This is a genomic window from Janibacter melonis (assembly GCF_003721155.3).
Taxonomy (GTDB): Bacteria; Actinomycetota; Actinomycetes; order Actinomycetales; family Dermatophilaceae; genus Marihabitans; species Marihabitans melonis.
The window spans coordinates 900,194-917,047 of sequence record NZ_CP044548.2; the positions used below are offsets into that span (position 1 = coordinate 900,194).

At 74.1% G+C, this 16,854-nt stretch carries 18 protein-coding genes; 5 read left to right on the plus strand and 13 right to left on the minus strand.

Translation table 11 applies throughout. From position 1 onward, the window contains the following. Positions 1 to 108: 108 nt before the first annotated feature. A complete protein-coding gene (locus EEW87_RS04290; protein ID WP_123091832.1) occupies positions 109 to 885 on the minus strand; it encodes a YebC/PmpR family DNA-binding transcriptional regulator in 777 nt (258 codons plus the stop codon). 93 nt (positions 886 to 978) lie between these two features. Here EEW87_RS04290 and EEW87_RS04295 point away from each other — a divergent pair, with 93 nt between their 5' ends. Next, entirely contained in the window at positions 979 to 1,497 is a 519-nt protein-coding gene (locus EEW87_RS04295) for a GNAT family N-acetyltransferase (RefSeq protein WP_123091833.1), read from the plus strand. A gap of 19 nt (positions 1,498 to 1,516) precedes the next feature. Here the strand turns inward: EEW87_RS04295 and EEW87_RS04300 are convergent, their stop codons facing one another. Further along, complete coding sequence (locus tag EEW87_RS04300) at positions 1,517 to 2,887, minus strand: hypothetical protein (protein WP_148041568.1); 1,371 nt, start codon at positions 2,885 to 2,887, stop codon at positions 1,517 to 1,519. A gap of 128 nt (positions 2,888 to 3,015) precedes the next feature. Here EEW87_RS04300 and fdhD point away from each other — a divergent pair, with 128 nt between their 5' ends. Then, a complete protein-coding gene (fdhD, locus tag EEW87_RS04305; protein ID WP_123091835.1) occupies positions 3,016 to 3,849 on the plus strand; it encodes a formate dehydrogenase accessory sulfurtransferase FdhD in 834 nt (277 codons plus the stop codon). Between the two features lie 46 nt (positions 3,850 to 3,895). Here fdhD and EEW87_RS04310 read toward each other — a convergent pair whose 3' ends face one another. The 4 genes from EEW87_RS04310 to pgsA are packed head-to-tail and all read right to left on the minus strand — an operon-like array spanning position 3,896 to position 7,201. Next, positions 3,896 to 4,468, minus strand: coding sequence for a hypothetical protein (locus tag EEW87_RS04310; protein WP_123091836.1), 573 nt, complete (start codon positions 4,466 to 4,468; stop codon positions 3,896 to 3,898). Next, positions 4,465 to 5,616: a glycosyltransferase family 4 protein gene (locus tag EEW87_RS04315; protein WP_123091837.1), complete on the minus strand. Its 1,152-nt coding sequence runs from the start codon at positions 5,614 to 5,616 to the stop codon at positions 4,465 to 4,467. Before EEW87_RS04315 ends, EEW87_RS04310 begins: the two co-directional genes overlap by 4 nt. After that, positions 5,613 to 6,563: a phosphatidylinositol mannoside acyltransferase gene (locus tag EEW87_RS04320; RefSeq protein ID WP_240341650.1), complete on the minus strand. Its 951-nt coding sequence runs from the start codon at positions 6,561 to 6,563 to the stop codon at positions 5,613 to 5,615. Before EEW87_RS04320 ends, EEW87_RS04315 begins: the two co-directional genes overlap by 4 nt. Positions 6,564 to 6,568: 5 nt before the next feature. Then, on the minus strand, positions 6,569 to 7,201 hold the full coding sequence (pgsA, locus tag EEW87_RS04325; RefSeq protein ID WP_123091838.1) for a phosphatidylinositol phosphate synthase: 633 nt from the start codon (positions 7,199 to 7,201) through the stop codon (positions 6,569 to 6,571). 94 nt (positions 7,202 to 7,295) lie between these two features. On the opposite strand from pgsA, the gene EEW87_RS04330 reads away from it, so the two are divergent. Both EEW87_RS04330 and EEW87_RS04335 read left to right on the plus strand, forming a co-directional pair. Beyond that, positions 7,296 to 7,754: a hypothetical protein gene (locus EEW87_RS04330; protein ID WP_123091839.1), complete on the plus strand. Its 459-nt coding sequence runs from the start codon at positions 7,296 to 7,298 to the stop codon at positions 7,752 to 7,754. Continuing rightward, entirely contained in the window at positions 7,751 to 8,632 is an 882-nt protein-coding gene (locus EEW87_RS04335) for a hypothetical protein (protein WP_240341651.1), read from the plus strand. Before EEW87_RS04330 ends, EEW87_RS04335 begins: the two co-directional genes overlap by 4 nt. On the opposite strand, the gene EEW87_RS04340 is transcribed toward EEW87_RS04335, so the two are convergent. From EEW87_RS04340 to EEW87_RS04365, 6 genes are all read right to left on the minus strand, one after another. Then, positions 8,550 to 9,107, minus strand: a complete 558-nt coding sequence (locus EEW87_RS04340) for an HIT family protein (protein ID WP_068275577.1) — start codon at positions 9,105 to 9,107, stop codon at positions 8,550 to 8,552. The two genes, EEW87_RS04335 and EEW87_RS04340, sit on opposite strands and share 83 nt — an antisense overlap. Positions 9,108 to 9,140: 33 nt before the next feature. Beyond that, on the minus strand, positions 9,141 to 9,596 hold the full coding sequence (locus EEW87_RS04345; protein WP_123091840.1) for a GNAT family N-acetyltransferase: 456 nt from the start codon (positions 9,594 to 9,596) through the stop codon (positions 9,141 to 9,143). A 125-nt stretch (positions 9,597 to 9,721) separates the two neighbouring features. Next, complete coding sequence (gene thrS / locus EEW87_RS04350) at positions 9,722 to 11,716, minus strand: threonine--tRNA ligase (protein ID WP_123091841.1); 1,995 nt, start codon at positions 11,714 to 11,716, stop codon at positions 9,722 to 9,724. 118 nt (positions 11,717 to 11,834) lie between these two features. Next, positions 11,835 to 12,824 carry a phosphotransferase enzyme family protein gene (locus EEW87_RS04355; RefSeq protein ID WP_163562373.1) on the minus strand — a complete coding sequence of 330 codons (990 nt, stop codon included), beginning with the start codon at positions 12,822 to 12,824 and terminating at the stop codon, positions 11,835 to 11,837. Then, positions 12,821 to 14,050 carry an FUSC family protein gene (locus EEW87_RS04360; protein ID WP_148041569.1) on the minus strand — a complete coding sequence of 410 codons (1,230 nt, stop codon included), beginning with the start codon at positions 14,048 to 14,050 and terminating at the stop codon, positions 12,821 to 12,823. Before EEW87_RS04360 ends, EEW87_RS04355 begins: the two co-directional genes overlap by 4 nt. A gap of 82 nt (positions 14,051 to 14,132) precedes the next feature. Beyond that, positions 14,133 to 14,900 (minus strand): aspartate/glutamate racemase family protein, encoded by a 768-nt coding sequence (locus EEW87_RS04365; RefSeq protein ID WP_123091844.1) that lies wholly within the window; start codon positions 14,898 to 14,900, stop codon positions 14,133 to 14,135. A 76-nt stretch (positions 14,901 to 14,976) separates the two neighbouring features. Here EEW87_RS04365 and EEW87_RS04370 point away from each other — a divergent pair, with 76 nt between their 5' ends. Continuing rightward, on the plus strand, positions 14,977 to 15,909 hold the full coding sequence (locus tag EEW87_RS04370; protein WP_123091845.1) for a LysR family transcriptional regulator: 933 nt from the start codon (positions 14,977 to 14,979) through the stop codon (positions 15,907 to 15,909). Here EEW87_RS04370 and map read toward each other — a convergent pair. Beyond that, positions 15,890 to 16,663 carry a type I methionyl aminopeptidase gene (map, locus tag EEW87_RS04375; protein WP_123091846.1) on the minus strand — a complete coding sequence of 258 codons (774 nt, stop codon included), beginning with the start codon at positions 16,661 to 16,663 and terminating at the stop codon, positions 15,890 to 15,892. The genes EEW87_RS04370 and map overlap by 20 nt on opposite strands. Positions 16,664 to 16,854: the final 191 nt, after the last annotated feature.

Sequence of the window (16,854 nt, forward strand, 5' to 3'; positions counted from 1 at the left end):
CTCCCTTCGACCGAACACCTGTTCGGGACCAACCTACGCAGACGGGCCGGACGGCGTCGTCAGCGACACGCGTCCGGCCCGGTGCGAGGACCTGCCCGGCGGGCGACCTCAGTCGTCGGACTCGAGCTCGGCGAGGACCTCGTCGGGGATGTCGCCGTTGACGTAGACGTCCTGGACGTCGTCGCTGTCCTCGAGGGCCTCGACGACGCGGATCATCTTGCGCGCGCCGTCGGCGTCGAGCGGGACCTGGAGGTTGGGCACCCACGAGGCCTCGGCCGAGTCGTAGTCGACCCCGGCGTCCTGGAGCGCGGTGCGCACGGCGATGAAGTCGGTGGCCTCGGAGACGACCTGGAAGACGTCGCCGTGGTCGTTGATCTCCTCGGCGCCGGCCTCGAGGACGATCTCGAGCAGGCCGTCCTCGGTCGCGTCGGGCTTGCCCTCGCCCTGGGCCTTGGGGACCATGACGACGCCCTTGCGGTCGAAGACGTAGGCCACCGAGCCCGGGTCGGCGAGCTGGCCGCCGTTGCGGGACAGCGCGGTGCGCACCTCGGCCGCGGCGCGGTTGCGGTTGTCGGTGAGGCACTCGACGAAGACGGCGACGCCGCCGGGCGCGTAGCCCTCGTAGACGATGGTCTCCCAGTCGGCCCCGCCCGCGGTGGCCCCCGACCCGCGCTTGACCGCGTTGTCGATGTTGTTGTTGGGGACCGAGGACTTCTTCGCCTTCTGGATGGCGTCGTAGAGCGTCGGGTTGCCCGCGGGGTCGCCACCGCCGGTGCGCGCGGCGACCTCGATGTTCTTGATGAGCTTGGCGAAGAGCTTGCCGCGCTTGGCGTCGATCGCCGCCTTCTTGTGCTTCGTGGTTGCCCACTTGGAGTGGCCGGACACTAAGACTCCCTCTGCTGCTGCTCGCGGTGACCTGATCGACGGCCAACTGTAGTCGCCGGGTGCGCCGTCGGCGGGCGTGCCTAGGCTGCGGCCATGGACCGACCCCTCGTCATGCGGCCGCGGGCGGCCGCAGACCTGCCCGCCCTCGTCGACCTCGTCGGCGAGCAGCAGCCGCAGAGCCGCTACCCCTACCGGTGGCCGCTGCCCTTCCCCGTCGAGGACTTCCTCGTGCGCCCGGGCGAGATCGAGACGTGGGTGGCCGAGGACGACGAGGGCCTGCTCGGGCACGTCTCGCTCACCCGGGCCGACGTCGACGAGCACGCGGCGGCGTGGTCGCAGGGCACCGGCCGACCGGCCGGGGAGCTCGCGGTCGTCTCGGTCCTCGTCGTCGCGAGCCGGGCCCGGCGTCGAGGCATCGGGCGCGCCCTCATCGGCGAGGCGGTCGCGCGCAGCCGTGCGCTCGACCTCCAGCCCGTGCTCGACGTCGTGCCGGTCAACGACGCCGCGCTGGCGATGTACCGCGGCCTCGGCTGGGTCGAGCTGTCGCGGGCCCGCGCGTCCTGGCAGCCCGGCGACGCGCCCGACCTCGTCCTCATGACCCTGCCGGGCTAGCTCCCGGCGGGTGGCACGGCTAGCCCTTGGCAGGTACCGCCACCGGCACCGGGGCCGTCCGGCTCCAGCCGAGGACGACCGCTGCGTCCGTGCGTCGGAAGAGGTCGCGGTCGGCGGCCTTGCGCAGGTCCAGGGTGCGACCGAGCCGGATGCTGTAGAAGCGGTAGTCGGTGTCCCCCACGCCCCCCGAGGCTCCGGCCCGGATGCCGTAGTCGGCCGCGGAGCGGCTCGACACCGTCGTCGTCGTGATGATCGGACCCGACGTCCCCGCCGCGGCCACCACCCGCAGGGTGCCCCCGGGGCCCACGGACACGGACGCCGCGCCCGTGCAGCTGCTCGCGGACGTCGAGATGATCGACGGGTGCGCACCGGTGCCGCCGAAGCGCACCTCGCACCCGGTCTGGCGCACGCCGCCCGCGGGCGCCGAGCCGTGGACGAAGTCGCCGTACTTGTCCAGGGCGGGTGTCGTCGTCGCGTTGGCCAGCCCGGGCCGGGCGGTGGTCTTGGTCCAGGCGACCCACATGTTCGCGTAGGCGCCCGCCATGACCTTGCGGTCGGCGGGGTGGCGGAGGTCGATCCGCCGCTTCGAGCGCGTGTCGAAGAGGTCGACGTGCAGCTCGGTGGGCGAGGAGCTGATGCCGGTGATGATGCCGCGGCGCACGAGGGTCTCGTCGGGGTCGGCCGAGACGTTGACCGTGCTCCCCCGCTGCTCGTCGGAGTAGCGGATGCGCACCCGGCCCAGGCTGCTGATCCCGACGCTGCGCACCCCGGTGCAGTGGTGGCTGCTGTTGGCGTGGATCTTCGGCCCGGCGGAGCCGAAGCGGATGGCGCACCCGCCGGCCACCGTCTGGTCGTCCGTCGCGAGCCGGTCGTGGTAGCGCCCGTACGCGTCGACACCGGGGTCGAGCTGTCGTGCGTCGACGGCGCTGCGGCCGAGCCAGCCGAAGGACGCGCCGCCGCGGACGACCCGGGCGCGCTGCGCCGCGCTGCGCATGTCGACCCGCTTGCCCCGCTTCGCGTCGAAGAAGCGCAGCGCGATGGTGCCGGGGCTGCGAGACGCGCCGACGGTGATCCCCCGTGAGGCCAGCGTCGTGTCGGCGCTCACGAGGAGCCGGGTCTGGGGGTACCGCGCCCCCGGGGCCAGCCGGACCTCGAGATCTCCCAGACCGGTCCGGGTCACGGAGACGGCGCCGATGCACGGCCGGCCGAGAGACGGCGAGAGGAAGGGCTTGCCCGCCCCGTCGAAGCGCAGGAGACAGCCCCCGATGACGTTGCGGTCCGGCGGGGCCGGGTCGGCCGCGGACGCGGGTGCGGCGGCGCCCCACGCACCGGTGGACATGACGAGCACGGCGAGCAGCACAGCTGCCGCCCGCCGGACGAGCGGACGCATCACTTTCCCCAACCCCTGCAACCCCTGCGACGTGGCGTCGAGCGACGCCTGGGCGAGGATCGTGCATCACTGTGCATGGTGTCAACCAGATGATGGCATCCTGGAGAGGACGAGCACAGGAGGTGCCCATGGCAGGTCGCAGCGCACGACGCCCGGTGACCCGGTACCGCGCCGGTGAGGTCGACCGGCGGGTCGACACCCTCGCCGTCGAGGAGCCGCTGGAGATCCGGGTCGACGGCGAGCCCTTCACCCTGACGATGCGCACCCCGGGCGACGACGTCGAGCTCGCCCACGGGCTGCTGCGCTCCGAGGGCGTCATCACCTCGCGCGAGGACGTCCAGGTCATGCGGTACTGCTCGGACACCACGACCCTCAACGTCCTCGACGTCGCGCTCACCCGCGCCCCCGGCGTGCCCCTGAGCGGCCAGCGCAACCTCGCCTCCTACGGCGGCTGCGGGCTCTGCGGGTCGAGCACCATCGACGCCGTCGCGGAGCGGGTGCTCCTCGGCTCACGCGTCGAGCACGCCGACGTCGAGGTCGAGCCCGCGGCGATCACCCGGGCCCTCGACGGGCTGCGCGAGGCGCAGACCCTCTTCGCCAAGACCGGCGGCGTCCACGGCGCGGCCGTCGCGAGCGCGCAGGGCGAGGTGCTCCACGCCCGAGAGGACGTCGGTCGGCACAACGCCGTCGACAAGGTGCTCGGCCGGCTCGTCCTCGACGAGGCCCCGCCCGCTCCCCTGCTCGTCGTCAGCTCGCGCGCGAGCTTCGAGATCGTCGCGAAGGCCGCCGTCGCCGGCGTCAGCGTGCTCGCCTGCGTCTCGGCGCCCTCGAGCCTGGCCGCGGACGCGGCCGACCAGCTCGGTCTCACCCTCGTCGCCTTCGCCCGCGACGACCGGCTCACCGTCGTCACCTCGCCCGAGCGCGTCCGCCAGGGCGCGGCCGACGCCCCCGCGGCGTCCTGAGACCGGTCCCGACCGACCCGGCGGGACGGCGACGGGGGCGAAGGGGTCAGCGCGCGGCGAGCGCGTCGTCGAACTCGACGGTCTGCGGCAGCTCGGCATGACCGGCGAGGCGGAACCACCGCACGACACGCTTGCTGCGCACCCGCTGGACCTCCTTGACCGCGTCGTTGTGGAAGCGACGGGCCAGCTGCACCCGCAGCGCGGCCGCGTGGAGACGCTGGAGCGCCGCGGCGCCCGCTCCCCCGTCGGCCTGCACCTGCGCGACGACCTCGGGGCCGAGCGCCGCGCCCAGGGTCTCGGTGAGCTCGGACTCCACCCCTTCGCGCCCGGCGAAGTGCTGCCCCTCGAGGAGGTCGGTCTCGAAGGTCCGCTCCGTCGTGCGCTCGAGCGACTGGCTCGCCGCCGCCGCGACGAGGAAGCCCGTCGCCGGGTCGACGGCGCCGGAGTTGGCGACCTCGAGGGCGGCCTCGGCGCGTCGCACGAGCGCGGCGTCGAGCGCCGACAGGGCGCCCTCGACCTTCGCGTGGAGGCGGTCGAGCCGGGCCGCGGAGTAGCTGAGGTACCAGGCGAGGAGGGAGACGACGGCCGCGGTGACCGCGACCCACTCGAGGACGCTCATCGGCGCTCCCGCAGCCGGGTCGGGACCTCGCGCAGCGGCCGCGCGTCGAGGACGGTCTCGTAGACGGCGGTGATCTCGGCGGCGACGACCGACCAGTCGAAGTCGGCCGCCCGCTCCCGCCCGCACGCCGCGAGCTCCTCGCGCCGGGCGGGGTCGCGCAGCAGGGCGACGAGCTGCTCGGCGAGGTCGTGCGTGCGCTCGTTGCGGAAGGTCGCCCCCGCGCGGCCCCCGTCGAGGACGCGGACGAAGGCGGGCAGGTCGCTCGCGAGCACCGGCGCCCCGGCGGCCATCGCCTCGACGAGGACGATCCCGAAGCTCTCGCCACCCGTGTGGGGGGCGACGTAGACGTCGACGGAGGAGAGGAAGGCCGCCTTGTCCTCCTCGCTGAGCGCGCCGAGCATCTCGGTCGCCGCGGCGACGTCCTGCGGCAGGCGCGCGTGCGCGGTCTGGCTCGAGCCCGGGCCGACGACGAGCAGGCGGGCGCCGGGGATCGCGCGCAGCACCTCGCTCATCGCCTCCGCGAGGACCGGCAGCCCCTTGCGCGGCTCGTCGACCCGGCCGAGGAAGCCGATCGTCGGACGACCGGGCTCGCCCGACCACTGCGGGCGGCGCGAGGCGGCCGCGTAGGTCTGGGTCTCGACGCCGTTGGGGATGACGACGGCGTCGCCCCCGAGGTGGGTCGTCACCGTGCGGCGCGCGTCCTCGGAGACGGCGATGCGGGCGCTGATCTTCTCCAGCGACGGGCGCAGCAGCGGGTAGGCCGCCTGCATCGCCCGGGAGCGCAGGTTCGAGGTGTGGAAGGTCGCGACGACCGGCTGGGTCGCGGCCCACAGCGCGAGGACGGAGACGCTCGGGGTCACCGGCTCGTGGATGTGCAGCAGGTCGAAGTCGCCGTCGGCGATCCACCGGCTCACGCGCGCGGCGGTGATCGGGCCGAAGTTGAGCCGGGCGACCGAGCCGTTGTAGCGGATGGGCACCGCGCGTCCGGCCGAGGTGACGTAGTCGGGCAGGACCGTGCCCTCGTCGGCCGGGGCGAGCACCTCGGCGTGGTGACCGTCGGCAAGCAGCCGGTCGGCGAGGTCGCGGATGTGGAACTGCACCCCGCCGGGCACGTCGAAGGAGTACGGGCTGACGAGGCCGACCCTCATGCGGCCGCCTCGTCCGGGGCACGGCGTCGCGCCGAGAGGTCGGCGACGAAGACCCGCTGCATCATGTGCCAGTCCTGCGGGTGCTCGCGGATCGCCGCGCCGAGCGCGTCGGCGCAGGCCTGGGTCGCGGCGGCGACACGCTGCGTGCGGGTGCCCTCGGCGGGCACGTCGACGGCCGGGTGGACGGTGATGTCCAGGCCCCACCGGTGCCGTCCGCGGCGCACGTGACGCATCGTCACGGGGAAGAGCGGGACGCCGGTCTCGACGGCCAGGGCCGCGGGACCGGCGGCGACCCGGGCGCGCTCGCCGGCGAGGTCGACCTCGACCCCGCTCGCGGAGAGGTCGCGGTCGGAGAGCAGGGGCATGACGACCGGGTCGCCGGTGCGCAGCTGCGCGAGGAGGGCGCCGAAGGTGCCGCGCTCCGCCGGGTGGATCGTCATGCCGAGCTCGCCCTCGCGGAAGTCGAGAAAGGCCTGGAACATCTCCTCGGGCCGCAGCCGCTCCGCGACGGTGACGACGTGCCCGAGATGACGGGCGCACCACGCGCCGGCGAGGTCCCAGTTGCCCGTGTGGCCGAGGAAGGCGAGCACGGGGCGCCCCTGCTCGAGCTCGGCGAGCATCGGCTCGGTCCCCGTGATGTGCACGAGGTCGTCGACCTGCTCGCCCGACAGGGCCGGCAGGCGGAAGGCCTCGACGTAGTAGCGGAAGGCGCGGCGCACCCCGTCGGCCGTGAGCTCCTGCAGCTCGGCCGGACCGAGGTCGGGCCGCACGCGGGCGTAGTTGCTGCGCAGCCGCTGCACCGAGGAGCCGTCACGGCGGGTGACGACGGACGCGACGACGTCGAAGAGGGCGTAGGCGAGCGGCGCGGGCAGCAGGCGCAACGCACGCCACCCGGCCCGGAAGGCCAGGACGCTCGCCCGCTCCTGGAGGCGGGGCAGGGCGGGCACCGTGCTCAGCCCCGGGCGTCGAGCGCCGCGGCGGCGGCCATCGCCTGGCTGCGCACGACGAGCATGCGCTGGAGCACGGTGACAGCGCTGGCGACGGCGAGGAGCGCGAGGACGACGGTGAGGACGCGCTCGGGCAGGCCGAGACCGACGAGACCGGCGGTGACGAGCGCGGTGACGAGCCGGTCGGCCCGCTCGGCGATGCCGACGTCGGCGCTCATGCCCAGCCCCTCGGCGCGGGCCTTGGCGTACGAGACGAGGCTGCCGAGGACCAGGCAGGCGAGGGCGAGGTAGCCGGTGAGCTGGTGCTCGCCGCCGGTGAAGTACCAGATCGCCAGGCCCGAGAAGATCGCCGCGTCGCCGAAGCGGTCGAGCGTGGAGTCGAGGTAGGCCCCCCACACGCCCTTGCGCCCCTGCATCCGCGCCATGACCCCGTCGAGGGTGTCGGAGAAGACGAAGGCGGTGATGACGAGGACGCCGACGAGCAGCTCTCCGCGCGGGAAGAAGAAGAGCGCGCCGAAGCACACCCCGAGGGTCCCCACGACCGTCACGACGTCCGGGCTGATGCCGAGCCGCAGGAGCAGCCGGGCCACGGGTGTGAAGATCGTGGTGAAGAAGGCGCGCGCGTATTTGTTGAGCATGGCCCTGCCAGGGTAGTGGCCCGCAGCCCGCCGCCCGACCACCTGCGGGGCGCGTCGCCTTGCCTGCGAGCGGCCCAGCGGCGAGGGTGGCGCCATGGGCGAAGGGGTGTCGAGGGGCTGGCGGCTGGCCGTCACCGGTCTCCTCGTCGGCGGGGTGGTCGCCGGCAGCCTCGTCGGCGACGACCGGTGGTGGCCCTTCTCGCCGATGTCGCAGTACGCCTTCCTCGTGCAGGACCAGGGCGGCGTCATCAGCTCTCCGTACCTCGAGGCGACGACCGTGCAGGGGCAGGACGTCCGGGTCCGCCTCGACCGCGAGAACCTCGGCATGGAGCGCTCGGAGATCGAGGGCCAGCTGCGCAGCCTGCAGGCCGAGCCCTCCCGGCTGCAGGCCGTCGCCGTGCTCCACGCCCGGCGTCAGCCCGAGCAGCCCCGGTGGTCGCAGGTACGGCTCATGGACGACCGGCGGGTGCTCGGCGACGACCCGAGCCACGAGCAGGTGACGCTCGCCACGTGGGACGTCGAGCACCCTGAGGACCCGGAGCGCGGCCTGTGAGGGGCCTCGACCTCGCGATGCCCGAGGTGCCGCTCGCCCGGGTCGCCTGGATGCGGCGGCTCGTCTACCCCTTCGTCATCTTCGACGTCCTCGTCAACGTCACCGACCCGATCCCCCACGGCGACGTCCCCGCCGAGCTCTACCGCGAGCTGCCGGTGCGCGCCCTGCTCGGGCTGCCCGCCCCCTCCCCCGGCTACGTCAGGGTGCTCCTCGTCGTCATCGTGCTCAGCGCGCTCGTCGCGGCCCTCGGGCGGCTGCCGCGGCTCGCGGGCGCGGTGTGCGGCCTCGGGATGCTCGACTGGATGAGCAACGCCTTCTCGTACAGCAAGATCGACCACGACCACTTCGCGCTCATGGTCGCCCTGCTCGTGCTGCCGACCGTCGGCGCCGCGCGCGCCGGGGACCTCACCCCGAGCCGGGCCGCGGGCTGGGCGCTGCGGATGATCCAGATGGGCGTCGTCGCGACGTACTTCCTGTCGGCCGTGGCGAAGATGCGCTTCGGCACGTGGCTGTGGGCCAACGGCTCGACCTTCGTGTGGGCCTTCAGCCGGCGCGGCAACGACGTCGCGCAGTGGCTCGCCGGTCACCCCGCGCTCGTCCACCTCACCCAGTGGTCGCTGCTCGGGCTCGAGTTCGTCTCACCGGTGCTGCTGTGGCTGCGCGGGCGGGGTCTGGCGATCGGCATCGGCATCTGCTTCGCCTTCCACGCGACGACGGCCTACCTGCTGCACATCCACTTCCTGCCGCTCGTGGTCTGCCTCTTCGCCTTCCTGCCGCTCGAGCGGCTCGGCGAGCTCAGGCGGGGTCGGGCCAGGCCTGCGCGAGCCGGTCGCGCGCGTCCTCGAGCAGGATCGGCAGCGCCTTCGTCTGCGCGATGATCGGCAGGAAGTTCATGTCGCCGCCCCACCGCGGGATGACGTGCTGGTGCAGGTGCGCGGCGACACCGGCCCCGGCGACCTCGCCCTGGTTCATCCCGAGGTTGAAGCCGTGCGGCGCCGAGGTCGCCTCGAGCACCCGGATCGCCGTCTTCGTCATCGCGGTGAACTCCGCGGTCTCCTCGTCGGTGAGGTCGACGTAGAGGGAGACGTGGCGGTAGGGGCAGACGAGGACGTGGCCCGCGTTGTACGGGAAGAGGTTCATCACGACGAAGCAGTGCTCGCCGCGGGCGACGACGAGGCCCTCGGCGTCCCCCTTCGCCGGTGCCGCGCAGAAGGGGCAGCCGTCCCCGGCCTCGGCGCTCGGCCGCTCCCCCGTCACGTACGCCATGCGGTGCGGGGTCCACAGCCGGCCGAAGCCGTCGGGCACCCCGGCGAGGCCGCGCGCGTCCTCGGTCGGCAGCTCCTCGTGCGTCATGCGCCCGATCCTACGGAGCGCGACAGGGACCGCTCACGGGGTCCACTGCATGACGCGGGGCGAGGGGGCGCCGAAGCCCGTCGCCTCGAAGAGCTCGCGACCGGCGTCGCTGCTGCGCAGCTCGAGCCAGCGCACCCCTTCGTCGCGCGCCGCGCGCTGCAGGCCCGTCATGAGCGCGCGGCCGACGCCGGTGCGGCGGTGCGACGGGGTGACGAAGACGGACTGGACGTACCACCACTCGGGGCGGCCCTCGGCCATGAGGCTCGGCAGCTTGCGCACGCGCAGGGCGAGCAGGCACCCGACCGGCGTCCCGTCGCCCAGCTCGGCGATCCACCCGCGGTAGCCGTCGATCTCGGCGAGGAGGGCGTCGGCGTACTCGGTGAGGAACCCCGCACGGGTCGCCCGCCCGACCTCGCGGTCGTGCTGGATCCGCAGCGCGGCCAGGGCGAAGGCGTCGCGGCGCTCGATCGGGCGGATGGTCGCGTCCATGCGCCGAAGACTAGGCCCTGGGCCGGGCGCGCTACGGCGCAGTACCGGTCGCGATCACGACCAGTACTGCGCCGTAGCAGGCGTCGGAGCCGGTGCCGCGGTCGGAGCCGGTGCCGGGGCCCGCGTCAGACCTGGGCGCGGGTGTCGATCGCCTCGCGGATCTTCGCGACCGCGTCGGCGACGGGCACGCCGTTCTCCTGCGAGCCGTCGCGGTAGCGGAAGGAGACCGCGCCGGCGGCCTGGTCCTCGGCACCCGCGATGAGGGTGAAGGGGACCTTCGACTTGCTCGCGTTGCGGATCTTCTTCGGGAAGCGGTCGTCGCTGCGGTCCATGTCGACCCGCGCGCCGGCGGCGCGCAGCTGGTCGAGCACCTCCTGCAGGTAGGGCTCGAAGTCCTCTGCCACGGGCACGCCGAGCGCCTGCACCGGAGAGAGCCACACGGGGAAGGCACCGGCGTAGTGCTCGACGAGCACCCCGAAGAAGCGCTCGATGGAGCCGAACTTCGCCGAGTGGATCATCACCGGCTGCTGACGGGTGCCGTCGGCGGCCTGGTACTCGAGACCGAAGCGCTCGGGCTGGTTGAAGTCGTACTGGATCGTGCTCATCTGCCACGTGCGCCCGATGGCGTCCTTGGCCTGCACCGAGATCTTCGGGCCGTAGAAGGCCGCGCCGCCCGGGTCGTCGACGAGCGCGACGCCGAAGCTCTCGGCCGTCTCGCGCAGCACCTGCGTCGCGGTCTCCCACTGCTCGTCGGAGCCGATGAACTTGTCCTTCTTCTCGCCCTCCGTCGCACGCGTCGACAGCTCGAAGTAGTAGTCGTCGAGCCCGAAGTCCGTGAGCAGACCCGTGACGAAGCGCAGCAGGTGCTCGATCTCGCCCGGCGCCTGCTCGGCGGTGACGTAGGAGTGGCTGTCGTCCTGCGTCATCGCGCGCACGCGGGTCAGGCCGTGCACGACGCCGGACTTCTCGAAGCGGTAGACCGACCCGAACTCGAAGAGGCGCAGCGGCAGCTCGCGGTAGGAGCGACCGCGGCTGCGGAAGATGAGGTTGTGCATCGGGCAGTTCATCGCCTTGAGGCGGTACTCCGCGTGCTCCATGTGCATCGCCGGGAACATCGTGTCCGCGTAGTACGGCAGGTGCCCCGAGGTGTGGAAGAGCCCGTCCTTGGAGATGTGGGGCGTCGAGACGTACTCGAAGCCCTCCTCGATGTGGCGCCGGCGGACGTAGTCCTCCATCTCGCGCTTGATGACGCCGCCCTTGGGGTGGAAGACGACCATCCCGGACCCGAGCTCGTCGGGGAAGGAGAAGAGGTCGAGCTCGGCGCCGAGCTTGCGGTGGTCGCGGCGCTCGGCCTCCGCGAGACGCTCGAGGTAGGCCTTGAGGTCGTCCTTGGTCGGCCACGCCGTGCCGTAGATGCGCTGCAGCTGGGGGTTCTTCTCCGAGCCGCGCCAGTACGCGGCGGCGCTGCGCATCACCTTGTAGGCGTTGCCGATGACCTTCGTCGTCGGCACGTGGGGGCCGCGGCACAGGTCGCCCCACGCGACGCTGCCGTCGCGGCGCACGTTGTCGTAGATCGTCAGCTGGGCGCCGCCGACCTCGACGGAGGCGCCCTCTGCCGCCTCGTCGACGTCGCCGCCGGCGCCGCCCTTGAGCCCGATGAGCTCGCACTTGTAGGGCTCGCCGGCGAGCTCGGCGAGCGCGTCCTCGTCGGAGATCTCACGGCGCACGAAGGTCTGGCCCTCGTTGATGATCCGCTGCATCGCCTTCTCGAGGGCCTTGAGGTCCTCGGGGGTGAAGGGCTCGGCGACGTCGAAGTCGTAGTAGAAGCCGTCGCGGATCGGCGGGCCGATGCCGAGCTTCGCGTCCGCGTGCGCCTGCTGCACGGCCTGGGCGAGGACGTGAGCGGTCGAGTGCCGCAGCACGTCGAGCCCGTCCTGCTCCTGCGCCGTCACCGGCTCGACGACGTCCCCGTCCGCGAGGACGTGGGCGAGGTCGCGCAGCTCGCCGCCGACGCGGGCGACGAGGACGTCACGGCGGCCCTCGAAGAGGTCGGCGGCGGTGGTGCCCTGCTCGACCGCTCGCTCGTCTCCGGCGACGTGGACGGTGATCTGGGCTGGCACGGCGGCGCTCCTGGGGTGTGCGGGTACTCGGTCGGCGGTCCGGGGGCGCCGATGACGGCGCGGTGGACCGGGGTCGACTCTATCCGGGGCGAAGGGGTGTCCCCACCTCGCCGGGGGCTCACCCCTGGGCGGTGAGCCGGGGGTCGAGGACCCCGTCGTCGAGGAAGGTCCGCAGCCGCACGAGGGTCGCCGCGAGGTAGGCCTCGACCTCGGGGCGCAGCGCGCTCGTGCTGCTCGCGAGCAGCGAGCTCGTGAGGTGCAGCTGGCGGCCGGCGAGCAGCCCTTCGAAGGTCGCGTCGTCCAGCGGCGGGAGCGGGCGCACGGAGGCGTACCCGGCGAGGAGCGCGGTCGGCGCGTCGTCGTCGGGGCTGCGCCGCAGCGCGAAGGTGGCGACGGCCAGGTCGTGGGCGGCGGGGGCGAGCACGGCGTCGTCGAGGTCGACGACCCACGGGCGGTCGCGCCCGCTCTGCCACAGCAGCGCGTCGGGTCGCAGGTCGCCGTGGACGACGTGCACCTCGTGCTCGCGGGCTCGCGACAGCGCGGTCTGCGCCAGCTCCAGGCTCGTCTCGACGACGGCGACGTCGCGCGGGTCGCCGAGCGCACCGGTGAGCAGCTCGGGGTACCCGGCGAGCGGGTCGAGCAGCTCGGCGAAGGCGCCCTCGGGCGCCGCCCAGCCGCTCGCCTGCTCGTGCATGCGGGCCGCGGTCGCGCCGAGCGCCCGAGCCCGGTCGGCGTCGAGGTCGGTGACCCCTTCGCCCTCGCACCACCACGTCGCGCTCGCCCGCAGCTGCTCGTCGGGCGCGAGGCCGGGCAGGAGCACCTGCTCCTCCCCCGCCGGTCCGGTCCACGGGGTGGCGACGTCGACGCCGGCCATCGCGAGGGCCTGCGCCCAGGCGGCGCGACCGTGGACCCGACCCTCGTCGGCGTCCACGACGGGCCGCAGCCGCAGCGCGAGGCGGCCACCGCCGACGAGGTCGACGGCGAAGGTCGTGGCGCCCGGTGCCACCGGGCCCAGCCGCTCGGCGTCGATGCCGAGCAGCGGCAGCGCCCGCTCCGCGGCCTCGCGCAGCGCGACGTCCGCCGGAATGCCGGTGCCGTCCGCGCTCACAGCGTGTCCCCCGACCGCGGCTCCTCGGTGTCGCCGTCGGGTTCGGGGCCGATCGCCTCGACCGGCAGGGCGATGCCCGGCCGGGCGGCGTCGACGACCTGGAGCATCCGGGTCGCGTCGACGAGCAGCGAGCCGTAGGCGAAGACGCCCGCCCCGGCCTCGTACACCTCGTCGCCGAGGGTCGTGATGCGGTCCTGGCAGCGGTCGAGGATCTCGGTGAGCTCGTCACGGGCGGCGTCGTCGGTCCGGTCGAGCAGGGACATGCCGCTCGCGAGGTCGAGGAGCACCTCGCCGAAGGCCTCGAGGTAGCGCTCGCTCGGCGGCTGCACGGGGTGCTCGGGGTCGCGCACCTCCGACAGCGTCGCGGCGATCCCGGCGATCTGGGCCTGGATGGCCCGCAGCGCGCGGACGGCGTCGCGGTACCCGGTCCAGTCCGCGTCGGTGCGCTTGAGCACCATTCGAGGGTTCATCCGGGTGCTCTCCTGCCCGAGGTCGACGGCGGCGAGCACCGACGGCGCCTCGTCGGCGAGGCGCTCGCTGCGCTGGGCCCACTCCTGGGCCTCCTCGACGGTCCACGACCCGCCCTTGAGGGCCTCGCCGACGTCGGTGACGAGGTCGTAGGCCTCTCCCGCGATGCGCCGCAGCCGTTGCCGCGAGGTCTCGATGTGGGCGGGCGGGGCGACGACGGCGTTGACGAGGATGCCGATGGCGCCACCCATGACGGTCTCGAGCATCGTCGCGACGGTGAAGTCGGTGTCGGTGCCGCCGGCGGTGATGAGCGAGAGCAGGGCCATCGTCGGCACCATCGAGCCGTGGTCGCCGAGCGCCGGGATCCGCCCGATCGCGACGGCCACGGCGAGGACGGGGAGCATCGTCCACCAGTGGAGCCCGACGGCGAGCCCGGCGCCGGCGGCCATGAGCATCCCGATGAGCACGGCGACCAGTCGCTGCACGCTGCCGCTCACCGAGCGGGCGATGGTGCGCTCGACGACGAGCATCGCGGCGAGCGGTGCGTACGTGGGGGTCGAGCTGTCGAAGACGTTGGAGGCGAGGGTCCACGCGGCGGTGCCCGCGACGGCGGCCTTGATCACCAGCATCACCGTGCCGCGGGCCCACGGGTCGCCCTCGCGGGCGTTGCGGGCCGTGACGACGACCGGGGTGACGACCTCGCCCTGCATCCGGCGGCGCCAGGCCGCCTGCTGGGCCGACGTCGGTTCATCGCTCATGCGAGGGGACCGTAGTCCCCCGTCGCCCCGGTCACCGCATCGGCGTCCCCCCTCTGACCTGGGCGGACGCCCCGCCGACCGCTCAGCGCCCGGTGAGGCAGAAGTCGGCGACCCGGTCCGCATGGGCGCGCATCGAGTCGACGAGCGGCAGCGGCGCGGCGTGGCCGTCGCGGAAGAGGTGCTCGATCTCCGTGCACGCGAGGACGGCCGCCTCGGCCCCGCGGTCGGCGAGCTCGCCCATGACCCGGACGTGCTCGGCGCGGGAGGCGTCGGTGACGACGCCGCGGGTCAGCTCGTCGAAGACGACCCGGTCGACGAGCTCCCGGTCGACGGCGTCGGGGACGACGACCTCGACCCCCTTCGCGGCGAGCCGCTGCGCGTAGAAGTCCTCCTCCATCACCCACCGGCTGCCGAGGAGCGCGGCGGTCGTCACGCCCTGCGTGACGAGCCGGTCGGCGACCGCGTCGGCGATGTGCAGCACGGGCACGTCGACGCGCGCCTGCACCGCGGGGGCGACCTTGTGCATGAGGTTGGTGCAGATGGCGATCGCGCGGGCGCCCGAGGCCTCGAGGCGCTCACCGGCCGCGGCGAGGGCGTCGCCGGCGCCGTCCCAGTCCTCGGCGAGCTGGGCGGCCCGCACCTGCTCGAAGTCGAGCGACTCGACCGCCAGACGGGCGCTGCGGTGCCCACCGAGGCGGTCCTGCACCCGGGCGTTGACGCAGCGGTAGTACTCGAGCGTGGAGTACCAGCTCATCCCGCCGATGAGACCGACCTTGTGCGTCGCCTGCGCGGCGTCGTCGGCGAAGGGGGACGCCGTCGCGGCGTCGGGGGCGGCGGTGAGAGCACTCATGGGTCCATCGTCCCGACGCCGCGAGCTCTACGGAATCCGTCATCTCCTAGGAGGGCCCATAAGCCATGCTTGGGTCATGGACGACGTGCCTGACCTCGACCCCCGCCGGCTGCTCGTCTTCCGTGAGGTCGTCCGCGCCGGCTCGATCAGCGCCGGGGCGCGCCGTCTCGGGTGGACCCAGCCGGCGGTGAGCCAGCACCTCGCGGCCCTCGAGCGGGCCGCCGGGATGCCGCTGCTGCTGCGCGGGCCGCGCGGGGTCGAGCCGACCGAGCCCGGTCGGGCGCTCATGACGCACGCCGACGCGGTCGCGGCCCGGCTGGCCGACGCGAGCGCCGAGCTCGCGGCCTTCGCCGACCGGGCGACGGGTCGGGTCCGGGTCGCGGCCTTCCCCTCCGGCGCCGCGGTCGTGCTGCCCCCGGCACTGCGGCGGCTCGCCGAGGCGCACCCGGCGATGCGCGTCGACCTCGTCGAGGCCGAGCCCCCGCAGGCCCTCGACCTCGTACGGGCGGGCGACGCCGACCTCGGTCTCGTCTTCGACTACGGCAGCACGGACGAGCCGGCGGGCGACCTCGTGGTCGTGCCGGTCGGCTCCGACGCGACGCGCCTCGTCCTGCCCCGCGACCACCCGCTGGCCGGCGCGAGCGGCCCGGCCGACCTCGGCGACCTCGCCGACGACACGTGGGTCGCCGGGTGCCCCCGGTGCAGCGCGCACCTCGTCGAGGCGGCGGGCGCGGCGGGCTTCGTGCCCGACGTGCGGCACACGACCGACGACTACGTGCTCGCGCAGGCGCTCGTCGCGCAGGGGCTCGGCGTCACGCTGCTGCCTGAGACGGCGCTGCAGGCCTACCGGCACCCCGACGTCGTCGTGCGACCGGCGCGGCGCACCCGGGCGCGCCGCCACCACCTCGTGCACCGCCCCGGGGCGCAGCACCTGCCCGCCGTGGCGGCCGTCGTCGCGGCGCTGCGGGAGTCGGTCCCTGCCGGGCCGGTCAGGAGGACGGCAGGGTGATGACCTGCACGCCGTCCTGCGTGATGGCGACCGTGTGCTCGCTGTGCGCGGTGCGCGCGCCCGTGGCGCTGCGCAGGGTCCAGCCGTCCTCGTCGGTGACGAGACGGGCCGTGTCGGCCATGACCCACGGCTCGATCGCGAGCATGAGGCCGGGGCGCAGCTGGTAGCCGCGACCGGGGCGCCCGTCGTTCGCCACGTGCGGGTCCTGGTGCATCGTCGAGCCGATGCCGTGACCGCCGAACTCGAGGTTGACCTCGTACCCGGCGTCCTTGAGGACCGTGCCGATGGCGTGCGAGATGTCGCCGATGCGTGCGCCGGGGGCAGCGGCCGAGATCGCGGCGGCGAGCGCCCGCTCGGTGGTCTCGATCATCGCGAGGTCCGCCGGGTCCTGGGTGGGGCCGACGACGAAGCTCAGCGCCGAGTCGGCCGCGACGCCGTCGAGGACGACGGCGAGGTCGAGCGAGACGAGGTCGCCGTCGGCGAGCTCGTAGTCGTGCGGCAGCCCGTGCAGGACGGCGTCGTTGACCGAGGTGCAGATGTAGTGCCCGAAGGGTCCCCGCCCGAAGGACGGCGCGTAGTCGACGTAGCACGACGTCGCACCCGCGCCGAGGATCATCTCCTTGGCCCACCGGTCGATGTCGAGCAGGTTGGTGCCGACGGTCGCGCGGTCGCGTGCGGTGCGCAGGATGTCGGCGACGAGCGCACCGGTCCGGCGCGCCCTCTCGACGTCGGCGCGGTCGAGGATCTCGATCATCGTGGGTCCCTCCAGGTCCGCGGCCGGTCGGCCGCCGCCCCCATCCTCTCCCACGGCTCCCCCACCCCTTCGCCGAACCCCGCTCCTGGTCCGCGAGCCCCGGTCGTCGCGGCCCCGCGAGGACCGGGCCTGACGGACGACGACCGGGCCTCGGCGAAGGGGGCGACCGCCACGAGCGGTAGGCGGCCGTC